Origin of the sequence: Arhodomonas sp. SL1 (genome assembly GCF_052060015.1) — a bacterium.
GTDB lineage: Bacteria > Pseudomonadota > Gammaproteobacteria > Nitrococcales > Nitrococcaceae > Arhodomonas.
In genome coordinates this window covers 606,700-627,240 of the sequence record NZ_JBPODZ010000001.1, presented here as the reverse complement: position 1 = coordinate 627,240, position 20,541 = coordinate 606,700, and the positions used below count along the sequence as shown (strand labels likewise).

The following is a 20,541-nucleotide window of genomic DNA, read 5'->3' as shown; positions in this document are numbered from 1 at the left end:
CGCCATGCTGCAGGTGCTCGTGCTCCGCCACGCCATCGCCGAGGATCGTGCCGAGGCGGCCAGGGCCGGGGTCCCCGACGCCCGCCGTGCGGTCACGGACAAGGGGATTCGGCGGATGCGCGAGGTCGCCGCGGGCCTCGCCACCGTGATGGCACCGCCGCGGCGCATCCGGCACAGCCCCCTGCGGCGTGCCCGGGAGACCGCCGAGATCCTGGCGACGGCGTTCCCGTCCGCCGCCCTGGAGGAATCCGCTGACCTGGCTCCGGGGACGGATCCTGCCGGGTTGGATGAGGTGCTCCGGGTCCCTGATTCGTCCCCGGTGGTGCTGGTCGGACACGAACCGGATCTCGGGATCTGGCTCGCCCGGGCCCTGCAGGGGGAGCCCGCCCGCCCCCTGCCCCTGAAGAAGGCCGGTTCGGCGCTGGTGACCTTCCCCGGCGCGATCGCCCCCGGGGAAGCGGAGCTGGAATGGCTAGTGCCGCCGCGCCTGGCTTGTCGGCTCGGGGGGGGCGGGTGAGCGAACGGGAGTCACGCCCGGCGGAGGTCGCTGCGCTAGATCTGGGCTCCAACAGCTTTCATCTTGTGGTTGCGCGGGTGGACGGGGGGCAGCTCAAGGTGCTGGACCGCCTGCGCGAGCCCGTGCGCCTGGCGGCCGGGCTCACGCCGGAAAAGGGTCTGGATGCCGCCGCCCGGGAGCGCGCGCTCGGCTGTCTGCAGCGCTTCGGCCAGCGGCTGCGGGAGCTGCCGGCGGACTGCGTCCGCGTGGTGGGCACCAATACCCTGCGCCGGGCGCGCAATGCCGCGGATTTCATCGCCGATGCCGAGGCGGCTATCGGCCATGAGATCGAGGTGATCGGTGGCCATGAGGAGGCACGCCTGATCTATCTCGGTGTCGCCCATAGCCTCGCCGGTGGCGATGGACAGCGCCTGGTGGTGGATATCGGTGGTGGCAGCACCGAGCTGGTCCTCGGTGAGCATTTCGCCCCCCACACCATTGAAAGCCTGCATATGGGCTGCGTGAGCTTTACGCAGCGTTTCTTCCCGGACGGTCGGATCCGTCGTTCGGCAATGGATGAGGCGCGCCTCGCGGCACTGATGGAGCTAGAGCCGGTTCAGGGGCATTTCCTGGCCCGGGGCTGGGCGCACAGTGTGGGGGCCTCGGGGACCATTCGTGCCATCGGGGGGGCGCTCCGGGCGGCGGGCTGGACGGAAGGCGATATCACCCATCCCGGACTGCAGCGACTCGCTCGCGCCTTGTGCAAGGCCGGCCATGTGGATGCCGTTCGCCTCAAGGGCGTAAGCAACCACCGCGCCCAGGTCCTCCCGGGGGGAGTGGCCATACTCACGGCGGTATTCGAGGCCCTCGGTATCGACGCGATGGACGCCGCCGACGGCGCGCTACGCGAGGGGGTACTCCACGATCTGGTCGGTCGCATCCACGATGATGATATTCGGGAGCTTACGGTGGAGGACCTGGCGGCCCGTTACCATGTGGACGTCGCCCATGCGCGTCGCGTGGAGCGCACCGCGCTGACGTTGCTGGAGCAGGCGGCCGGCCCGTGGATGCTGGGTGACGCCCGGGCACGGCGCGTGCTCCGCTGGGCGGCGCGCGTGCACGAAGTCGGGCTGGATATCTCCCACAGCCAGTATCACAAGCACGGCTCCTACATCTTGCGCTATAGCGATATGCCCGGCTTCTCCCGGGACGAGCAGATCAAGCTCGCCGCGCTGGTGCGGGTGCACCGTCGGAAGTTTTCGGGTAAGGCCTTTAGCGAGCTGCCCGGCGAACGGATCCGGCGCGCGCGTCGCCTTGCGGTACTGTTGCGCCTGGCGGTGCTCCTGCACCGCGGCCGCAGTGCCGCGCTGCTACCGGAGGTTAGCCTCGAGGTGACGGGGGCGCGGCTCGTCCTGCGTTTCCCCGAAGGATGGCTGGATGCCCATCCCCTCGCCGCGGCGGACCTGCGGGCCGAGGCGGCACACCTCGAGCCCGCCGGGTTCCGTTTGGAGATCGCCTGCTGAGAGGCCCTTAACCGCCCTCGGCGTGATGGCGGAGGAGCTCCAGCTGTGCGGCCCGCAGCGGTTCCCCCTCCGCTGGCGTGCACTGGCGGTAGCTGCCGTCCGGCTGCAATTCCCAGGCCTGGCAGTTGTCGTCGAGATAGCACTGCAGCTCGGTGACGATGCGCTCGCGCAACTCCGGATCCTCCACCGGGAAGCAGGTCTCCACCCGGCGGAAGAAGTTGCGCTCCATCCAGTCGGCACTGGAGCAAAACAACTCCGGCGTATCGCCGTTGGCGAAATAGAATGCCCGGGTGTGCTCGAGAAAACGGCCGACGATGGAGCGCACCCGGATGTTCTCGGAGATCCCACGCACGCCGGGGCGCAGGCAGCACATGCCGCGGACGATGAGGTCGATCTCCACACCGTCCGTGGCGGCCGCATAGAGCGCACGGATCACCCGCGATTCGACCAGGGAGTTGACCTTGACGATGATCCGCGCCGGCCGGCCCGCCCGGGCATGTGCCGCTTCGCGCTCGATCTTCGCGAGCATCCCCTCGTGCAACGTGAACGGCGATTCCAACAGCTTGGAGAGCGTGCTCACCTTGCCCAAGCTCGTGAGCTGGAGGAAGACCTTGTGCACGTCCTCGCCAATGACCGGATCGGCGGTGAACAGCCCGTAGTCCGTGTACAGCCGGGCGGTGCGGGAGTGGTAGTTGCCCGTTCCAAGGTGCGTGTAGTGGCGCAGCCGTGCCCCCTCGCGGCGGACCACGAGGATCATTTTTGCGTGGGTCTTGTGGCCTACCACCCCGTAGACCACATGGGCCCCGGCCTCCTGGAGCCGGTTGGCCAGCTTGATGTTCGCCTCTTCGTCGAAGCGGGCGCGTAGCTCCACCACGACGGTGACCTCCTTACCGGCGCGCGCCGCGGCCACCAGGTGATCGACGATGACCGAGTCCGGACCGGTGCGGTAGAGGGTCTGCTTGATGGCGAGGACCTCGGGGTCCGCCGCCGCCTGGCGGACGAACTCCACCACGGGCGCGAACGACTCGTAGGGGTGGTGGAGGAGGACATCGCGGTCCCGCAGGACCTTGAACAGGTCACTGGCGTGGGCGAGTTGGGCCGGCAGGCCGGGGGTGAAGGAGGGGTACTTGAGCTCCGGGCGGTCCACCAGGTCGTAGACGGCGAGCAGGCGGTTGAGGTTGACCGGGCCGTTGACCTGGTAGAGGTCATCGCGGCCGAGCTCGAATTCCTCGAGGAGGTAATCCGACATGTGCTCCGGGCAATTGGCCGCGACCTCCAGGCGCACGGCGTCGCCGTAACGGCGCGAGGGGAGCTCGCCCTCCATGGCCCGGAGCAGGTCATCCACCTCTTCCTCATCAACGTAGAGATCGCTGTTGCGTGTCACCCGGAACTGGTAGCAGCCGCGTGCATTCATGCCGGGGAAGAGGTCATTGACGTGGGCGTGGATGATCGAGGAGAGGAACACGAAGTCCCAGGCCCCGTTGCCCGCGATCTCCGGGGGCAACTGGATGATGCGCGGCAGCGCCCGGGGTGCCTGTACCACGGCCAGGCCGCTGTTGCGGCCGAAGGCGTCTTTGCCTTCCAGGGAGACGATGAAGTTTAGGCTCTTGTTGAGCACCTGGGGGAAGGGGTGCGCCGGATCGAGCCCCAGGGGGCTCAGGATGGGTAGCAGCGAGCGGTAGAAGTACTCACGCACCCAGGTGGCCTGTTCGGGGGTCCACTCCCCCCGTCGCAGAAAGTGGATGCCGGTGTCGTTGAGCGCCGGGATCAGCTCCTCGTTGAGGAGCTCGTACTGCAGGGCGACGATCTCATGGGCCCGGCTGCCGATCTCGCGGAGCACCTCCTGGACGCTGCGGTTGTCCGGGCCGGTTTGGGAGGCACCCATCTCCAGCGCCTGTTTCAGCCCGGCGACGCGGATCTCGAAGAACTCGTCGAGGTTGCTCGAGGCGATACAGAGGAACTTGACGCGCTCGAGCAGGGGGTTCGCGGGGTCCCGCGCCTGCTCGAGGACCCGCCGATTGAACTCCAGCAGGCTCAGCTGTCTATTGATGTAGAGTTCCGGGTTCTTCAGATCCGGCGTGTCCATTACCGGGTGCTCCATGGGCTCGCGGAGAGGCCACCAGTGTACCCGCTGCGGGGTTTCGCGTAGATGACCGCCGCGAGTTGAAATCCGGGGAATGCGCCCCTATCCCATTGATGAGCCACCAACGCGTTACGGGTATCGAGCAATGACGGGCGACGACGGTCAAAAGAAGCGGTTCCGACGCTGGCCCCCACGGGTGGGACGTAATCGGCCGGCGGGGGACCGCAAGCCCCCACCGGAGCGGCAGGGACCCATGGAGGCTCCCTTACGGGAGCCGGAGGTCTCCGAGGGACCGGTGCATCAGCAGGCCGGTCGAGATGTGAAGGTGAGCTTTCGCAACCGCCGTAAGCGGCTGCAAAGCCCGACCCCACCCGGCGAATAACGCCGGCAGCAGCGGCTCCCCCCGCCCCGGTGAGGACCGGGGTCTGCCCTGTCCGCCGCCAACGGCGGCGGACCTTCCTTTTGCCATACGATGGCGTATGGCCTAGAGTTCCCCGCATGGAGAACCGGCGGGCGAGAGATACGCTGCGGGCGGAGGACTGGGCCGAGGCGGCGCTCCAGGCCATCGCCGCGGAAGGGATGCGCGGGCTGTCCGTGGAGCCGCTGGCACGGACACTGGGCGTCACCAAGGGCAGCTTCTATTGGCACTTCCGCAACCGCAACGCTCTGCTCGAGGCAGCGCTGGCGCTATGGGAGCGCCGCGAGACCGACGAGGTGCTCGCCCGGGCCGCCGAGGAGACCGACCCGCGCAAGCGCCTTGCGCGCCTGTTCCGAGAGGCCGACGGCAGCCGCCGGGCGGGGCGACTGTATCTCACCTTGGCGGGCGCCAGTGACCAGCCGTTGATCGCCGCCGTGGTCCGCCGCGTCATGGAGCGGCGGTTGGAGTTCCTGCAGGAATGCTACCGCGCCCTGGGTGCCACGCCGGAACAGGCCGGGGCCCGGGCGGTGCTGGCCTATTCCATGTTTCTCGGCACCCTGCAGCTACGCCGGGACGCCCCCGATGTGCTCCCGCAGGGGGAGGGCTTCCACGAGTATATGCACCTGGTCGGCGAGTCGCTGATCCCCGGCTACGACCGCGAGCTGGTGCGTAGACGCTGACGGCGCTCAGGTAGTGCTAAAGCGCTGCAGGAAAGCACCCGGCGCCCGGGCGATCCGGCGTTCCCCATAATCGAAGAACACGATGCCGGTCTTCGCCCTGGCCACCTCATGACCCCGGTCCGCGTGGAGGAGGTGGTAGTAGATATCGCAGCCGTAGCGGTTGAAACCGTCCAGGCCGACCCGGATGTCGAGGGGGTCATCCGCGAAGGCCTCCGCGCGGTACATGACCACCGCATCGGCGACGATAATCCCGAGGCCCTCGACGTTGCTCTCCGAGTAGCCGTGATGGGTCAGGAACGCCGCCCTTGCCTCTTGGGCGTAGACCAGCACCATCTCGTTGCCCATGTGGCCACCGAAGTTCAGATCAGTCACGCGGACAGTGAGTCGATGGGCGAAGGGCATGCGTTCGGGGAGCGTGAGCTGGACGCGTGCCATCAATCGCCGCCTTCCTCGGTATACGTGGCCAGCGCGGCCACCAGGGTCTCGGTGGAGACTGCCCCCGGGAACACCCGCTCACCCACCTGCAAAGTGGGAACGCCGGTGAGGCCTACGGTCTGTGCCATCTCCACATCCTCGAGTAATCCGGCCAGGGCCGCGGGGTCGTCGGCTTCGGGCAGCAGATCCGCGACGCCATGCTCGGCGGCGAGGGCAGTCAACACCGCTGGGTCGCCGATGTTCCGGCGCTCGGCGAAGAATGCATGGAACAGGGCGTCATGGAGGGCGAGGAAACGTCCCGGGCGCTGCTGCAGCGCCCTGCGGGCAAGCAGCAGCGCCTGGCGGGTATTGGTGGTGAAGCTGCGTTCGGCCAAGGGTAGGCCTTCCTCCGCCACCATCTGCTCCAACGCTGCCTGCATCCGCGCCCATTGTGCTGGCGGATAGCCCAGCTCCGAGAGCGGCCGCCCGGTTACCGGATTATCCGGATGGATCTCGACGAAGCGGTAACACACCGCCACCGGGTACTCCCGGGTGATCCGGCGCAGCCGGTGGCTCGCCACGTAGCAGAACGGGCAAACATAGTCGAAATAGAAGCCGACCGGGACGCGCTCCATGGGTCAGGGGATCCGGTTGAATCCGTTCAGCGCTGCCACCCGATAGGCCTCCGCCATGGTCGGGTAGTTGAAGGTGGTGTTGATGAAGTACATCAGGCTGTTGGCCTCCCCCGGCTGCGCCATGATCGCCTGGCCGATATGCACGATCTCGGCGGCCTGGTCACCGAAGCAGTGGATGCCCAGCAGCTCCAGGGTATCCACATGGAAGAGGATCTTGAGCATCCCCACCGTCTGCCCGGAGATCTGCGCCCGGGCGAGGTCCTTGAAGAAGGCATGGCCCACCTCATAGGGCACCTTCGCCTCGGTGAGCTCGCGCTCGGTCTTACCCACGGAGCTGATCTCGGGGATGGTGTAGATGCCCGTGGGGATGTCGTGGGCGAGGCGGTAGTCGCACTCGCCGTGGATGATGTGATGACCCACGTAGCGCCCCTGATCATAGGCGGCGCTGGCGAGACTGGGTTGGCCGATCACGTCCCCGACGCCGTAGATGTGCGGCTGCGCGGTCTGGAAGTCCTCGTTGACCTCCACCTGCCCGCGTCCGTTGGGCTGGATGCCCAACGCCTCCAGGCCCATGTTGTCGGTATTGCCCGTGCGCCCGTTGGCCCACAGGAGGATGTCGCTCTTGATGCGCTTGCCGGAGCGCGTCTCCAGGATTACGTGCTCGTCACCCGGGCGCACACGCTCGTACTCCTCCCCGTGGCGGATCAGCACGCCATGCTCGCGCAGGTGGTAGGACAGGGCATCGGAGATCTCGTCGTCCAGGAACGCGAGCATTCGGTCGCGGGTGTTGACCAGGTCCACCTTGACCCCGAGGCCGCGGAAGATGGAGGCGTACTCGCTGCCCACCACGCCGGCGCCATAGATCGTGATCGTCCGCGGGGTATAGCCCAGCGAGAGGATCTGGTCGCTGTCGAACACCCGTGGATGGGTGAAGTCCACATCCGCGGGATTATACGGCCGGGAGCCGGTGGCGAGGATGAAGTGGTCCGCGGTGAGGCGCGTGACCCGGCCATTGTGGCCCTCCAAGTCCAGGGTATGCTCGTCGGCGAAGCGGGCGCGGCCACCGTAGACCGGCACGTCGTTGCGGGCATAGAAGCTGCTGCGCAGCCCCACCTGCTGGTCGATCACCCGTTCGGCGGTCCGGAGTACCGTGGGGAAAGAGAGGTTCGCGGGGGCGGTGATCTCGCGAAACAGCGGGCTGGTGTTGAACTCCATCATCCGCCGCACATTGTGACGCAACGCCTTCGAGGGAATGGTCCCCCAGTGGGTGCAGCCCCCGCCGACCTCGGTGTGGCGTTCCACCACCGCCACCCGCTTGCCGCCCTTGGCGAGCTTCATCGCGGCCCCCTCGCCGCCCGGGCCACTGCCGATGACGATGGTGTGGAAGTGCTTGCCGCTCATAGGCTCCCCGCTGGTCGCTATACTGGCCGGACAGGGGCGCATTATAGAGGGCATGGGCCGTGAGGTCGAAGCGCGCCGGATTCCTGGATCATCCTCGATACGTAATGGAATGGATTTCCACAAATATTGCCGCGCCACGTCGACGCCGTTAGGATTGGGTGTCCGGAGGGCGCCCCCGAGCGCCGGTGATCAAGTGCATTCAGCGGAGTACGACCATGACCGAACGGATCGAACAGGCAGGGCTTCGGATCGCGCAGCCCCTGCACGAGCTCTTGGAGCGGGAGGCGGCCCCCGGTACCGGTGTGACGCCGGAGGCCTTCTGGGAGGGCCTGGAGTCGCTGGTTCGCGAGCTCGGCCCGCGCAATCGCGAGCTCCTTGCCCGACGCGATGAGCTCCAGCAGCGTATCGACGCCTGGCACCGCGAGCATCGGGAGGACTTCGACAAGGGGCAGTACCGGGCGTTTCTCGAGGAGATCGGCTATCTCCAGCCGGAGGGCGAGGACTTCCAGGTCACCACCACCAATGTCGATCCGGAGATCGGCGAGGTGGCCGGCCCGCAGCTGGTGGTGCCGGTGAGCAACCCCCGCTATGCGTTGAACGCGGCCAATGCCCGCTGGGGTAGCCTCTATGACGCGCTCTACGGCAGCGACGTGATCCCCGAGGACGACGGCGCTGAAAAGGGCACCAGCTACAACCCGGTGCGTGGCCGCCGGGTCATGGCTTATGCGGCGGACTACCTCGACGAGATCGCCCCGCTCGCGGACGGCCGCCACGCCGATGTCACCGGTTTCGCCCGGGAAGGGGAACGACTGGTGATCACGCTCTCCGATGGCAGCGAAACCGCGCTGGCCCATCCGAGCCAGTTCGTGGGCTACCGCGGCGAGGAACCCCTGGAGGGCGTGCTCCTGGCCAATCACGGCCTCCACGTGGAGCTGCAGATCGACCCGGATCACCCCATCGGCCGTGACCACCCCGCGGGGATCAAGGACGTGGTGGTGGAGGCGGCAGTCAGCACCATCCAGGACTGCGAGGACTCAGTGGCCGCCGTGGACGGCGAGGACAAGACCAACGTCTACCGCAACTGGTTGGGGCTGATGCGCGGTACCCTGGAGCACCGCTTCGACAAGGGCGGCAAGACCGTGACCCGGCGGCTCAACCCCGACCGCGAGTACCATAAGGTCGGCGGCGGCACCCTGAGCCTGCCCGGGCGCAGCCTGATGCTGGTGCGCAACGTCGGCCACCTGATGACCACGCCGGCGGTGCTCGACGGCGAGGGCAACGAGATCCCCGAGGGCATGCTGGATGCCATGTTCACCTCGCTGATCGCTATCCATGACCTCAAGGGCCTGGGCTCGGTGCGCAACTCCCGCGCCGGCAGTGTCTACATTGTCAAGCCCAAGATGCACGGCCCGGAGGAAGTGGCGTTCGCCTGCGAGCTCTTCGCCCGTGTCGAAGACATCCTCGGGCTGGCGCGTAATACCTTGAAGATCGGCGTCATGGACGAGGAGCGCCGTACCACGCTGAACCTCAAGGCCTGCATCCGCGAGGCCCGCGAGCGGATCATCTTCATCAACACCGGCTTCCTGGACCGTACCGGCGACGAGATCCATACCGACATGGAGGCCGGGCCGATGATCCGCAAGGGCGAGATGAAGGCCTCACGCTGGCTCAACGCCTACGAGGACTGGAACGTGGACGTGGGGCTCGCCTGCGGGCTGCGCGGCCATGCCCAGATCGGCAAGGGGATGTGGGCCATGCCCGACCTCATGGCCGACATGATGGCGGCGAAGATCAATCACCCCAGGGCCGGCGCCAACTGCGCCTGGGTGCCTTCGCCGACGGCGGCCACCCTGCACGCGCTGCATTACCACGAGGTCGACGTCCGGGCCCGCCAGGAGGAGTTGGCCGGACAGCGCCGCGCGAGCCTGGACGACCTACTCACCATTCCGGTGGCAGAGTCTGCGGACTGGAGCCCGGAGGAGATCCAGCAGGAGCTGGACAACAATGCCCAGGGCATCCTCGGCTATGTGGTCCGCTGGGTGGATCACGGCATCGGCTGTTCCAAGGTGCCGGACATCCATGACGTCGCCCTCATGGAGGACCGCGCCACCCTCCGTATTGCCAGTCAGCACATGGCCAACTGGCTCCACCACGGCATCGTGACCGAGGAGCAGGTGATGGCGACCATGAAGCGCATGGCCGAGGTGGTGGACCGCCAGAACGCTGGGGACCCGAACTACCGCCCCATGGCGCCGGCCTACGACGGGGTGGCGTTCCGGGCGGCCTGCGACCTGGTGTTCAAGGGACGCGAGCAGCCGAGCGGCTACACCGAGCCGGTGCTGCACGCCCGCCGGCTTGAGCGCAAGGCCAAGGATCGGGGGTGAACCACCGCCAGGCGCTCGCCCCCGGAAGTCAACGCTCCGGGGGCAGGCCGTCGCCCATGCCGTGGGGCAGGGGGCGAGGGCGGCGATCCTCGTCGATGGCGACGAAGGTAAAGGTCGCCTCGGTCACCCGGGTGGCCTCCTCGGAGAAGCGGTCCCGCCGCCAGGCCTGTACATGGATGGTCTGCGAAGTACGGCCGGTCTTCACCAGGGCGGCGTAGAGACTGACCTCGTCGCCCACGTGCACCGGGGCAATCAGGCTCATGGCGTCAACCGCCACCGTGGCCACCCGGCCGCGGGCGGCGCGGGTCGCCACGCTGGAGGCGGCGAGGTCCATTTGCGACATCAGCCAGCCGCCGAATATGTCGCCGCTGGGATTGGTGTCCGCGGGCATGGCGATGGTGCGGATCTGCGGCTCCCGCGCCGGTGGTTGGTCTGTTTCTCCTTGTCCCTGGTTCATCGCGGACGCTCCTCGTTTGGACTGGATTCCGGGGGCAGTTTGACGCCCCGCGGGCCGGATTGCATATTGAGTTGCCGATTTCGAATCGAACGATAGCCATCGATCCTAGGGGGAGAGCATGAGAAAGAGCGTTGTATCGGCAATCGCCTGCGTAGCCGTGTTCGGACTGTCCGCCGGCGCGACGGCGGCGGAATACAAGGACGAGTACACCGTCTCCACTGTGCTGCCCACCCCGTTTCCCTGGGGGCAGGCAGCCGAGCGCTGGGTCGAGCTGGTCGACGAGCGCACCGACGGGCGTGTCAACCTCAAGGTCTACTCGGGGGCACAGCTGGTCTCGGGCAACCAGACCCAGGAGTTCTCTGCCCTGCGTAGCGGGCTGATCGATTTCGCCGTGGGCTCGACCATTAACTGGTCGCCCCAGGTCCAGGAGCTGAACCTCTTCTCGCTACCTTTCCTGATGCCGGACTACGCGGCCATCGATGCCCTTACCGGCGGCGAGGTGGGCGATCGCATCTTTGCGGCCATCGAGCGCCAGGGCGTCGTGCCCCTCGCATGGGGTGAGAACGGCTTCCGGGAGCTGACCAATTCCGTGCGGCCGGTGCGCACCCCCGGGGACGTCGAAGGGATGAAGATCCGGGTGGTGGGTTCTCCGCTGTTCCAGGACACCTTCGAGGCACTTGGCGCCAATCCGACCCAGATGAGCTGGGCGGATGCCAAACCGGCCCTGTCCACGGGGGCCGTGGACGGCCAGGAGAACCCCCTCTCGGTGATCCAGATCGCCAAGATGTGGGAGGTCGGCCAGGAGTATGTCACCCGATGGCATTACATGGCGGACCCGCTGATCTTCGCCGCTAACCGGGATACGTGGGAATCGCTGCCAGAGGCGGACCGGGAGATCATCCACGAGGCGGCGAGGGAGGCCGGTCGCTGGGAGATCGAGAAATCCCGTGCCGAGGTCGAAGACCGGATCGCCACGCTGGAGTCCGAGGGCATGGAGATCATCGAGCTCAGCGACAGCGAACGGGCGGCTTTCCGGGAGGCGACCGCCAGTGTCTACGACGAGTGGGCGCCGCGTATCGGTGAGGATCTGGTAGAGCAGGCCCGCGAGGCCGTGGCCGAGCGCGAGCGATAACCACCCAATGCCGAGATAATCGCGCCGGGGCCATCGGCCCCGGTGCGCTCGTTGAGGGGTAGGGAAGAATGGATCGCGAGCAGCGTCCGGGACGGGCCCGACCTCGGGTGCCGGCGGTGATCGAGGAGGGGCTGGCCGCCGCTGCCATGGCGGTGATCTGTGTCATCAGCCTGGCCAATGTAGTGGTGCGTTATGCCACGGACGCGTCCTTTGCCTTCACCGAAGAGTTCTCGGTTTTTCTGCTGGTATTCATGGCCCTGTTCGGCTCAGCAGTGGCCTTCGTGCGCGATGAGCACATTCGCGTGGGCTTCTTCCAGCAGCGCTTGCCCCGGCGGCTGCGCTGGGCGAGCACGGTCATCTCGCTGCTGGCCACGCTGCTCGTGCTTGCACTGATCGTTCGTTATGGGGCCGCCCTGGCCTATGACGAGTGGCGCTGGGGCACCACATCCCCTGGTCTGGGCATACCCAATTGGCTCTACACCGTATGGCTGCCCCTTGGGGCCGTGGTGATCGCGCTTCGCGTGATCGGACGGTTCGTCCGACAACTCCGTAACGGGGTCCCGGATTGATGCCGCCACCGGAGCTCATGATCTTCCTGGTGCTGGCAGGGCTGATCCTGATCGGATCGCCCATCGCCATCGCCTTGGCGATGGGCGGTGTGGTGGGGATCGTCATGGGGCTGCCCGCACCCATGCTGGGGACGCTGGGTACCAACACGTACAACGCCATCGCGAAGTACCCCCTGGTGGCCATTCCGCTGTTCGTGCTTACCGGCACCGTCTTCGAGCGCACCGGTGTAGCGGCGAACCTGGTCCGGTTCGCCCGCGCCCTGGTGGGCCAGCGTCCCGGGGGCCTGGCCGCCGTGGCCACCATCGTCTGCCTGATCATGGGGGGCATGTCCGGTTCCGGACCTGCCGATGCCGCGGCGGTGGCCATGGTGATGGTGCCGAGCATGACCCGGGCGGGTTACCCTCGGGCATTCAGCGCCACTGTGATCGCCGCCTCGGCGTCCACCGCCATCCTCATCCCCCCGTCAGTGGCACTGATCCTTTACTCCATACTCGTGCCCGGTGTGGACCTGCGCGCCCTGTTCGCCGCCGGGCTCTTCCCGGGGCTGATGGCAGGGCTGGCGGTCGTCATTCCCGCCATCTGGCTGGCGCGTCGGCATGGTTTCGAGTTGGGTGATGAGGTGGAGGGCCGACCACCGGTCAAGGAGAGCTTCATCGGCGCACTGCCGGCGCTGTTCGCCCCCGTGCTCATCCTCGGTGGGCTGCGCAGCGGATTGTTCACCCCCACGGAGGCGGCGGTAGTGGCCGTGGCCTACGGCGTTTTCGTCGGCATGGTGGTCTATCGGACCCTGACCTGGCGTGGGCTGTACCGGGCGATCGCGGACTCGGCCGTGCTCTCGGCGGTGATCCTGCTGATCATCTCGCTGGCGGGCATATTCGCTTGGGCGGGCAGCACCCTTGGTGCCTTCGACGCGGTGGCCGGGGCCTTTCTCGCGGTCTCGGACACGGGATGGGTGGTGCTGCTGTTGGTCATGTTGTTACTGCTCGTCGCCGGCATGGTCCTGGATGGTGTCTCCATCTATCTCATCCTCATCCCCATCCTTATGCCGGTGGTCCAGGCCTTTTCCTGGAACGTAACCTGGTTCGGTATCCTCATGGCCATGACCATCGCCATCGGGCAGTTCACGCCCCCGGTGGCGGTCAATCTGATGGTCACCGCCAAGGTGGCGGAGGTGCCGATGGAGGCGACCGTGGGCTGGGCGGCGTGGATGGTGCTCGCCATGACGGCAGCGCTCCTGCTGGTGATCGTCTTCCCGGGCACCGCGCTATGGCTACCGGAGGTGCTGGGGTATCGGGTGTGAGCAATAGCCCGTGCGCCGGGAAGCGCCACGGAGGCGCGTTCCCCGCCGCCCTTCGCACCAGCCTGCCAGTGGCCTTTGGCTATGTGCCCCTGGGCATGGTATTCGGGGTGCTGTTCATCCGGCTCGGCCATCCCGGCTGGTACGCGGTGGCCATGAGTGTCCTTGTATTCGCCGGGGCAGCGCAGTTCATGGCCGTTACCCTGCTCGCCGCCGGTGCGGGGGTTGTCGAGATCGCGGCGACCACGCTGGTGGTCAACGCCCGGCATCTCTTCTATGGCCTCTCCATCGGTCCGTACCTGCCGCCACGCGGGGCGGGTCGCTGGTATCCGGTGTTTGCCCTCACCGATGAGACCTATTCCCTGCTCACCAGCACCCGGGTACCGCCGGCCTTGGATCCGGTGCGTTTCCGCACCACCGTGGCGGCACTGAATCAGGCCTGGTGGGTCGCCGGGACGGCCTTGGGGGTGATGCTGGGCAGCGGCCTGCCGACGGATGTACAAGGCCTGGAATTCGCGTTGACCGCGCTGTTCGTCGTGCTCACCGTGGAGCAGGCGAGGGTGGTCCGCAGCGCCCGGCCGTTCCTGATCGCCACGGTGGCCGCGGCGGCCGGGCTCGCAATCGGGGGCCGGGAATACATGCTCGTGGCCGCCCTGGCCCTGGTTACGATCATGCTGGTGATCGACGGCCATGCGCGCGGGGAACTGCGATGAACGGATACCTGTTGGCTGCGATCACCGTTATGGCGGTGGCGACCTTCGCCACGCGGGCACTGCCGTTTCTCATGCTCAGCGATCTCATGGATCGCCCGCTGGTGCGCCACCTGGGCCGCTATCTTCCCCCTGCGGTGATGCTGCTGCTGGTGATCTACGCCGTCCGCGACGTGGAGCCGCTGGCGCCACCCCACGGGCTCCATGAGCTGGCCGCGATCGCAGTGACCGCGCTCGCGCACGTGCTCTGGCGCAACGCGCTGGCCAGCATCGCCCTCGGTACCGGCACGTTCATGGCCCTGCTCCATTTCGCCCCGGCGGGGTGAGGTTTTTTGCCAGGACCGGCGGGATCGGCTAATGTTGCCGCCCGATCGATGATGGCCCCGAGCGGGCCGGAGCCATGAGGGAACCAATGACGCGACCGCTGAGCACCGAGGGTTGGCAACGGGCCGTGCTGTTGCTGACGGGTGCCCACATCCTGATCATCGCGGCCAGCAATTACCTGGTGCAGCTGCCCATCCAGATCCTGGGGGTCCATACCACCTGGGGGGCGTTTTCCTTCCCGTTCATCTTCCTGGTCACCGATCTCACGGTCCGGGTCTTGGGGAAACAGGCGGGGCGGCGCACCGTGCTGCTCGCCATGCTGCCCGCACTGGCGCTGTCCTATATCTTTGGCGCGGCGTTCCAGCAGGGCGAGTACCAGGGTTTGGAGGGGCTGGTGGGGCTGAACGTGTTCGTTGCCCGCATCGCGATGGCCAGCTTCATGGCGTACGTGCTCGGCCAGCTCATGGATATCCACGTCTTCGATCGCCTGCGTCGTCGCCAGCGCCACTGGTGGGTGGCCCCGGCATTCTCCACGGTGCTGGGCAACCTGGTGGATACCGCGGCGTTCTTCGCGCTCGCCTTCCACGCCGGCCCGGATCCGTTTATGGCCGCTCACTGGGTAGAGATCGCCACTGTGGACTACGTCACGAAGCTGGCGGTCAGCATGGCGGTATTCGTGCCGCTGTACGGTCTGGTGCTGGCGATGCTGCAGCGCTGGATCCTCGGCGACGGACTCGGCGCCGGTCTCAGCAAGGGGTAGATCACCAGGGCCGGCGCGGGTACCAGACCAGCGGTTGCGCGGTGCGCTCGCGGTCGATCTGGAATCCGTGACGCTCATACCACGCCAGCAGTGCGGCCTGGTCCAGGCCGGTATCCTCGTAGGCCGTGGCCTGGCCCAGCAAGGTGACGTGGAAACGCTCGCAAATCCCCTTGAGCAGCTCCAGCAGCGCAGTGGCCTCGCCGTGGCCCCGGTGGCCCGGATCGGTCTCAATACGGCAGAGCACGAGGTAGTCCGATTCCGTGTCCACGGCGCCAATGGCGTGGCCGAGGCGGCGGTGTCGCAGGCCTGTGTTGTCTTCCGCCCGGGCCGGCGTCGCCGGCTCGGTGCCCTCAAGCCAGGCCTCGAAGGCGGCATTGATGTCTGCTGTGGGGACCATGGGGAGCCTGCTGTGTCCGTCGCGGAAAAGCGGAGACCCCGTCGATGACGGGGTCGGCTGCGGAAGGGGCGGTTAAGGGTCAGCCCCGGTAGCGTCGCAAGACCAGGGAGGCGTTGGTGCCGCCAAAGCCGAAGCTGTTGGACATGATCGCCTCCAGGGGCTGCTCCCGGTAGTCGGTTACCACCGGCATCCCCTCGGCCTCCGGATCCAGCTGTTCGACATTGGCGGAGGCGGCGACGAAGCCCTCCTCCAGCATGAGCAGCGAGTAGATGGCCTCCTGTACGCCGGCGGCACCGAGGGAGTGACCGGTCAGTGACTTCGTCGAGCTGACCAGGGGCATCCGCTCGGCACCGAAGACTTCGCGGATCGCCTCCAGCTCGGTGATGTCGCCGGCAGGCGTGCTGGTGCCGTGGGCATTGATGTAATCTACTGGCGCATCCACGCCTTGTAGCGCCTGCCGCATGCAGCGGACCGCGCCCTCGCCGGAAGGGGCGACCATGTCGTAGCCGTCGGAGGTGGCACCGTAGCCGATGAGCTCTCCGTAGATGGGCGCGCCCCGGGCGAGGGCGTGCTCGAGCTCCTCGACCACCACCATGCCTGCACCGCCGGCGATCACGAAGCCGTCGCGCTCCGCGTCGTAGGGGCGGGAGGCGCGCTCCGGGGTCTCGTTGTACTTCGATGACAGCGCGCCCATGGCATCGAAGAGCATGGTCATCGACCAGTGCTCCTCTTCGCCACCACCGGCGAAGACGATGTCCTGGCGGCCGAGCTGGATCTGTTCCATGGCCGAGCCGATGCAATGGGCGCTGGTGGCGCAGGCCGAGGAGATACTGTAGTTGACGCCGCGGATCTTGAACGGCGTGGCCAGGCACGCGGACACCGTGCTCGCCATCACCTTTGGGACCGCAAAGGCGCCGATCTTGCGCACCCCCCGTTCGCGAAGGGTGTCAGCCGCCTGCACCAGGTGGGAGGTGGAGCCCCCGCCGGAGCCGGCGATCAGGCCGACCCTTGGGTCGGAGATCTGCTCCGGCTCGAGGCCTGCGTCGCGCATGGCATCCTCCATGGCCACGTAGGCATAGCCGGCGGCGCCGCCCATGAAGCGTCTTGGCTTGCGCGGCACCCGTTCGTCGAGGTCGATGTCGACCACGCCCGCGACCTGGCTGCGAAGCCCGTAGGCGGCATATTCTTCACGAAAGCGGATGCCGCTGCGCCCGTCGCGCAGGGATCGGGTCACAGTCTCCCGGTCATTGCCGAGGCAGGAGACGATGCCCAGTCCAGTGACGACCACTCGTCGCACGATACCTTCCTCGCTGTGTTTGCGTGTGGCCCTACAGCGCGCTGTCCGGATCGATGAACAGCCCGACCTTGAGATCGGTGGCCCAGTAGATCGTTTCCCCGTCGACGATTACCCGCCCGTCCGCGATCCCCATGGTCAGCCGTCGGCGGATCAGCCGCTTGATATCCAGGGAATAGGTCACCAGTTTGTTGCGTGGCAGTATCTGTCCTGCGAATTTTACCTCGCCACAGCCAAGCGCGCGCCCCTTGCCTTGCCCGCCGATCCAGCCCAGGTAGAAGCCGAGGAGCTGCCAGAGGGCGTCGAGGCCGAGGCAGCCGGGCATCACCGGGTCCCCGGGGAAGTGGCATTCGAAGAACCACAGGTCCGGATGCACATCCAGCTCGGCGTGCACTTCGCCCTTGCCGTAGGCCCCGCCCTCACCGGCGATATGGTGGATGCGATCGAACATTAGCATGTTCGGAACAGGCAGCTGGGGGTTGCCGGGGCCGAAGAGCTCGCCATGGCCGCAGGCAAGCAACTCCTCGTACTCGTAGCTGGATTTTCCGGTCATTCGTCTCTCGATATTGCCGCCGGCGGATGCGCTACCTTGACTGGGTCGCCCCCGGGACTACAAAGTGGTCGGTCAGCCCGCGCTAACCCTACTGTGAGACCGGCGGCGAGGCAAGTGAAACCTGTGCGTGCCAGCCGATCGCGATTGATTCCGGCTATCATGGAATGCTGGCGACTCGATTATACAAGGCAGGGCCCGAGCGTTATCCTTGCCGCGGCATTAAAGACTCCCGGCTTCATGGAGGCATCGATGAGCGAGAACATCGTCAACGTCACCGACGACACCTTCGACAGCGAGGTCCTGCGGGCAGATGGCCCGGTACTGGTGGATTTCTGGGCCGAGTGGTGCGGACCCTGCAAGATGATCGCCCCGGTGCTGGAGCAGGTGGCCGATGAGTATGCCGGCAAGATCAAGATCTGCAAGCTCAACATCGACGAGAACCCGGAGACCGCTCCGAAGTACGGCGTGCGCGGCATCCCCACGCTGATCGTGTTCAGCGGCGGCGACGTGGCGGACACCAAGGTCGGGGCGCTGAGCAAGGCGCAGCTGACCCAGTTCGTCGACGCCAACGTATGAGCTACGCCGGGGCGCCTCCGGTGCCCCGGTCAGCCGCCGCGCAGGGCGTGCCTGCGTGGCGCGAGCCATTCCTCCACCCGGCGGGTAACCCCCGGACCATCCATGCCCAGGCGGTGCAGGAGCACGCCAGGGTCGCCGTGCTCGATGAATCGATCCGGCAGCCCGATGTGGCGGATCGGTACCGTCACCCCCGCACGGGCGAGGCACTCCGCCACTGCGCTGCCGGCGCCGCCGGCGATGACATTCTCCTCCAGGGTGACCAAGAGGTCATGCTCGGCGGCGGCCTCCATGACGGCCTGCTCGTCGACGGGCTTGACGAAGCGCATGTTGAGCACGCTGGCATCCAACGCCTCCGCTGCTTCCAGGGCGGGTGTGACCATGCTGCCGAAGGCGAGCAAGGCCACCCCCTTGCCGCGGCGCCGCCACTCGGCACGGCCCATGGGCAGCGCCTGCATCCGCGGGGATACCGGCACGCCGGGCCCCGCCCCGCGTGGATAGCGTACGGCGGCCGGCCCGTCGTGGCAGTGGCCGGTATACAGCATTTGACGGCACTCGTCTTCGTCCGCGGGGGCCATCACCACTAGGTTGGGGACGCAGCGCAGGTAGGAGAGATCGAAGGCACCGTTATGGGTGGGGCCGTCCGCTCCCACCAACCCCGCGCGGTCTATGGCCAGCACAACGGGGAGCTTCTGGATGGCGATGTCATGGATGAGCTGGTCGTAGCCGCGCTGCAGGAAAGTGGAGTAGATGGCGAGCACCGGGCGCTCACCCTCGCAGGCGAGTCCCGCGGCCACCGTGACGCTGTGCTGTTCGGCGATGCCCACGTCCAGATAGCGCTCCGGGAAGCGGTGGGCGAACTCCACCAGCCCGGAGCCCTCACGCATGGCCGGGGTGATGCCCCAGACACGGCGATCCTGTGCGGCGATATCGCAGAGCCAGTCGCCGAAGACCCGGGTATAGCTTGTCCCCCCACCGCCGCCTTCGGGCAGACCCTCCGAGGGATCGAAGGCCTTGACCCCGTGATAGGCGATAGGATCCTCCTCGGCCAGCGCGTAGCCCTTGCCCTTGCGTGTGACCACATGGAGCAGAAGTGGTCCCTCGGTCGCCCGCAGGCGCTGTAGCACCGGCACCAGGGCGGTCAGGTCATGGCCGTCCACCGGCCCGAAGTACTGGAAGCCGAGCTCCTCGAAGAACATCCCCGGTGCGATCATGCCCTTGGCGTGTGCCTCGGCCCGCTTGGCCAGCTCACGCATGCCGCTGGGCATACGCTCGAGCATCCGCTTGCCCTCGCGGCGGAGGTTGCCATAGACGCCGCCGGCGAGTAGTCGGGCCAGGGTGCGGGAGAGGGCGCCGACGTTCTCGGAGATGGACATCTCGTTGTCGTTGAGCACCACCAGCAGATCCGGGCGGGCGTCGCCGGCATGGTTCAGGGCCTCGAAGGCCTGGCCGGCGGTCAGGCCACCATCGCCGATGACCGCGCAGGTGCGCTGGTCGCTGCCCTGGGCGCGGGCGGCCAGGGCCATGCCGATGGCGGCGCTGATGGAGGTGCTCGAGTGGCCGACACCGAAGGTGTCGTAAGGGCTCTCGTCGCGCTTGGGGAATCCGGCGAGGCCGTCGGTCTTGCGTACGGTGTGTATCCGGCCGCGGCGACCGGTGAGGATCTTGTGGGGATAGCACTGGTGGCCGACGTCCCAGACGAGGCGGTCCTCCGGCGTTTGGTAGACGTAGTGCAACGCGATGGTCAGTTCCACCACACCCAGCCCGGCGGCGAGGTGGCCGCCGGAGCGGGCGACACTGTGGAGCAGAAACTCGCGGAGCTCCGCAGCCAGCGCAGGCAGCTTCCGGTGCGGCAGATCGCGCAGCGCTGCCGGGTCGTCGATGCCCGCCAGCAGTGGATAGCTGTCGGTATCCAGGGGCTGGCCGTCAGTCGATGTCATCGTCCAGGTCCTCGGCGATCAGCTCCTCGAGGGCGACATCATGGGCCAGATATCGCTCGTTGACGACCCGGCCGCGAATGGACATCCCTGCCCAATGGACGCTCTCCGGATCCCCGGAAACGAGGGGGTGCCACCAAGCCAGGCCCCGCCCCTCGTCGAGGCGGCGATAGGCGCAACTCCGCGGCAGCCAACCGAAGCTCCGCACCCGGGGTGGCGTCAGGGTGATGCAGTCCGGCACCTCGCGGTGACGGTGCGGGTAGTCGCGGCACAGTCCGGTGTCGGTGTCCAACAGGCGACAGGCCGCCCGAGTAAAGGCGTACTCGCCGTCGGGATCCTCGAGCTTGTGCACGCAGCACTTGCCGCAGCCGTCACACAACGCCTCCCATTCCTCGGTGGAGAGCTCCTCGAGGCGCTTGCGCTCCCAGAAGGGGCGGGCATTGCTGGTGGGGGGCCATGCGGAGTCGTCGTGCACCTGGATTCTCCTGTATACTTTCTCGTTT

At 67.2% G+C, this 20,541-nt stretch carries 21 protein-coding genes; 11 read left to right on the top strand and 10 right to left on the bottom strand.

Translation table 11 applies throughout. The annotated features are described in order from the left end of the window. The first annotated feature begins 4 nt into the window (after nucleotides 1-4). Together ACQ754_RS02995 and ppx are read left to right on the top strand one after the other, a co-directional pair. A complete protein-coding gene (locus ACQ754_RS02995; RefSeq protein WP_440995503.1) occupies nucleotides 5-517 on the top strand; it encodes a SixA phosphatase family protein in 513 nt (170 codons plus the stop codon). Continuing rightward, a complete protein-coding gene (ppx, locus tag ACQ754_RS02990; RefSeq protein WP_440995502.1) occupies nucleotides 514-2,019 on the top strand; it encodes an exopolyphosphatase in 1,506 nt (501 codons plus the stop codon). Before ACQ754_RS02995 ends, ppx begins: the two co-directional genes overlap by 4 nt. A gap of 7 nt (nucleotides 2,020-2,026) precedes the next feature. Here ppx and ppk1 read toward each other — a convergent pair whose 3' ends face one another. Then, nucleotides 2,027-4,105, bottom strand: coding sequence for a polyphosphate kinase 1 (gene ppk1, locus ACQ754_RS02985; protein ID WP_440995501.1), 2,079 nt, complete (start codon nucleotides 4,103-4,105; stop codon nucleotides 2,027-2,029). 495 nt (nucleotides 4,106-4,600) lie between these two features. Between ppk1 and ACQ754_RS02980 the strand changes: the two genes are divergently transcribed. Next, nucleotides 4,601-5,200: a TetR/AcrR family transcriptional regulator gene (locus ACQ754_RS02980; RefSeq protein WP_440995500.1), complete on the top strand. Its 600-nt coding sequence runs from the start codon at nucleotides 4,601-4,603 to the stop codon at nucleotides 5,198-5,200. 6 nt (nucleotides 5,201-5,206) lie between these two features. On the opposite strand, the gene ACQ754_RS02975 is transcribed toward ACQ754_RS02980, so the two are convergent. Genes ACQ754_RS02975 through sthA form a run of 3 tightly spaced genes read right to left on the bottom strand, consistent with a single transcriptional unit; the run spans nucleotide 5,207 to nucleotide 7,650 of the window. Then, nucleotides 5,207-5,635 (bottom strand): thioesterase family protein, encoded by a 429-nt coding sequence (locus tag ACQ754_RS02975; protein ID WP_440995499.1) that lies wholly within the window; start codon nucleotides 5,633-5,635, stop codon nucleotides 5,207-5,209. Then, the gene (locus ACQ754_RS02970; RefSeq protein WP_440995498.1) at nucleotides 5,635-6,249 is read right to left on the bottom strand and encodes a DsbA family oxidoreductase; all 615 of its coding nucleotides are present in this window, start codon (nucleotides 6,247-6,249) and stop codon (nucleotides 5,635-5,637) included. Before ACQ754_RS02970 ends, ACQ754_RS02975 begins: the two co-directional genes overlap by 1 nt. Before the next feature lie 3 nt (nucleotides 6,250-6,252). Continuing rightward, entirely contained in the window at nucleotides 6,253-7,650 is a 1,398-nt protein-coding gene (gene sthA / locus ACQ754_RS02965; RefSeq protein ID WP_440995497.1) for a Si-specific NAD(P)(+) transhydrogenase, read from the bottom strand. A 215-nt stretch (nucleotides 7,651-7,865) separates the two neighbouring features. Here sthA and ACQ754_RS02960 point away from each other — a divergent pair, with 215 nt between their 5' ends. Further along, nucleotides 7,866-10,034 (top strand): malate synthase G, encoded by a 2,169-nt coding sequence (locus tag ACQ754_RS02960; RefSeq protein WP_440995496.1) that lies wholly within the window; start codon nucleotides 7,866-7,868, stop codon nucleotides 10,032-10,034. A 28-nt stretch (nucleotides 10,035-10,062) separates the two neighbouring features. Here the strand turns inward: ACQ754_RS02960 and ACQ754_RS02955 are convergent, their stop codons facing one another. Further along, nucleotides 10,063-10,491: an acyl-CoA thioesterase gene (locus ACQ754_RS02955; protein ID WP_440995495.1), complete on the bottom strand. Its 429-nt coding sequence runs from the start codon at nucleotides 10,489-10,491 to the stop codon at nucleotides 10,063-10,065. A 118-nt stretch (nucleotides 10,492-10,609) separates the two neighbouring features. Between ACQ754_RS02955 and ACQ754_RS02950 the strand changes: the two genes are divergently transcribed. The 6 genes from ACQ754_RS02950 (at nucleotide 10,610) to ACQ754_RS02925 (ending at nucleotide 15,284) form a co-directional block, all read left to right on the top strand. Beyond that, the gene (locus ACQ754_RS02950; RefSeq protein WP_440995494.1) at nucleotides 10,610-11,623 is read left to right on the top strand and encodes a DctP family TRAP transporter solute-binding subunit; all 1,014 of its coding nucleotides are present in this window, start codon (nucleotides 10,610-10,612) and stop codon (nucleotides 11,621-11,623) included. 68 nt (nucleotides 11,624-11,691) lie between these two features. Further along, nucleotides 11,692-12,192, top strand: coding sequence for a TRAP transporter small permease (locus ACQ754_RS02945; protein WP_440995493.1), 501 nt, complete (start codon nucleotides 11,692-11,694; stop codon nucleotides 12,190-12,192). Beyond that, nucleotides 12,192-13,493, top strand: a complete 1,302-nt coding sequence (locus tag ACQ754_RS02940) for a TRAP transporter large permease (RefSeq protein ID WP_440995492.1) — start codon at nucleotides 12,192-12,194, stop codon at nucleotides 13,491-13,493. The genes ACQ754_RS02945 and ACQ754_RS02940 overlap by 1 nt, the downstream gene beginning before the upstream one ends. After that, nucleotides 13,490-14,203 (top strand): AzlC family ABC transporter permease, encoded by a 714-nt coding sequence (locus ACQ754_RS02935; protein ID WP_440995491.1) that lies wholly within the window; start codon nucleotides 13,490-13,492, stop codon nucleotides 14,201-14,203. The genes ACQ754_RS02940 and ACQ754_RS02935 overlap by 4 nt, the downstream gene beginning before the upstream one ends. Beyond that, nucleotides 14,200-14,526 (top strand): branched-chain amino acid transporter permease, encoded by a 327-nt coding sequence (locus ACQ754_RS02930; RefSeq protein WP_440995490.1) that lies wholly within the window; start codon nucleotides 14,200-14,202, stop codon nucleotides 14,524-14,526. Before ACQ754_RS02935 ends, ACQ754_RS02930 begins: the two co-directional genes overlap by 4 nt. Before the next feature lie 86 nt (nucleotides 14,527-14,612). Next, complete coding sequence (locus tag ACQ754_RS02925) at nucleotides 14,613-15,284, top strand: 7-cyano-7-deazaguanine/7-aminomethyl-7-deazaguanine transporter (protein ID WP_440995489.1); 672 nt, start codon at nucleotides 14,613-14,615, stop codon at nucleotides 15,282-15,284. A 1-nt stretch (nucleotide 15,285) separates the two neighbouring features. Here the strand turns inward: ACQ754_RS02925 and ACQ754_RS02920 are convergent, their stop codons facing one another. The 3 genes from ACQ754_RS02920 to fabA all read right to left on the bottom strand — a co-directional run bounded on the left by ACQ754_RS02920 (nucleotide 15,286) and on the right by fabA (nucleotide 17,528). Then, nucleotides 15,286-15,681, bottom strand: a complete 396-nt coding sequence (locus tag ACQ754_RS02920) for a GNAT family N-acetyltransferase (RefSeq protein ID WP_440995488.1) — start codon at nucleotides 15,679-15,681, stop codon at nucleotides 15,286-15,288. A 79-nt stretch (nucleotides 15,682-15,760) separates the two neighbouring features. Beyond that, on the bottom strand, nucleotides 15,761-16,978 hold the full coding sequence (fabB, locus tag ACQ754_RS02915) for a beta-ketoacyl-ACP synthase I (RefSeq protein ID WP_440995487.1): 1,218 nt from the start codon (nucleotides 16,976-16,978) through the stop codon (nucleotides 15,761-15,763). Nucleotides 16,979-17,009: 31 nt separating this feature from the next. Beyond that, the gene (gene fabA, locus ACQ754_RS02910; RefSeq protein WP_440995486.1) at nucleotides 17,010-17,528 is read right to left on the bottom strand and encodes a bifunctional 3-hydroxydecanoyl-ACP dehydratase/trans-2-decenoyl-ACP isomerase; all 519 of its coding nucleotides are present in this window, start codon (nucleotides 17,526-17,528) and stop codon (nucleotides 17,010-17,012) included. Between the two features lie 249 nt (nucleotides 17,529-17,777). Between fabA and trxA the strand changes: the two genes are divergently transcribed. After that, nucleotides 17,778-18,104 carry a thioredoxin TrxA gene (gene trxA, locus ACQ754_RS02905; protein ID WP_440995485.1) on the top strand — a complete coding sequence of 109 codons (327 nt, stop codon included), beginning with the start codon at nucleotides 17,778-17,780 and terminating at the stop codon, nucleotides 18,102-18,104. Nucleotides 18,105-18,133: 29 nt separating this feature from the next. Here the strand turns inward: trxA and dxs are convergent, their stop codons facing one another. Then, the gene (dxs, locus tag ACQ754_RS02900; RefSeq protein ID WP_440995484.1) at nucleotides 18,134-20,041 is read right to left on the bottom strand and encodes a 1-deoxy-D-xylulose-5-phosphate synthase; all 1,908 of its coding nucleotides are present in this window, start codon (nucleotides 20,039-20,041) and stop codon (nucleotides 18,134-18,136) included. Further along, nucleotides 20,028-20,513, bottom strand: a complete 486-nt coding sequence (locus tag ACQ754_RS02895; protein WP_440995483.1) for a YcgN family cysteine cluster protein — start codon at nucleotides 20,511-20,513, stop codon at nucleotides 20,028-20,030. The genes dxs and ACQ754_RS02895 overlap by 14 nt, the downstream gene beginning before the upstream one ends. Nucleotides 20,514-20,541: the final 28 nt, after the last annotated feature.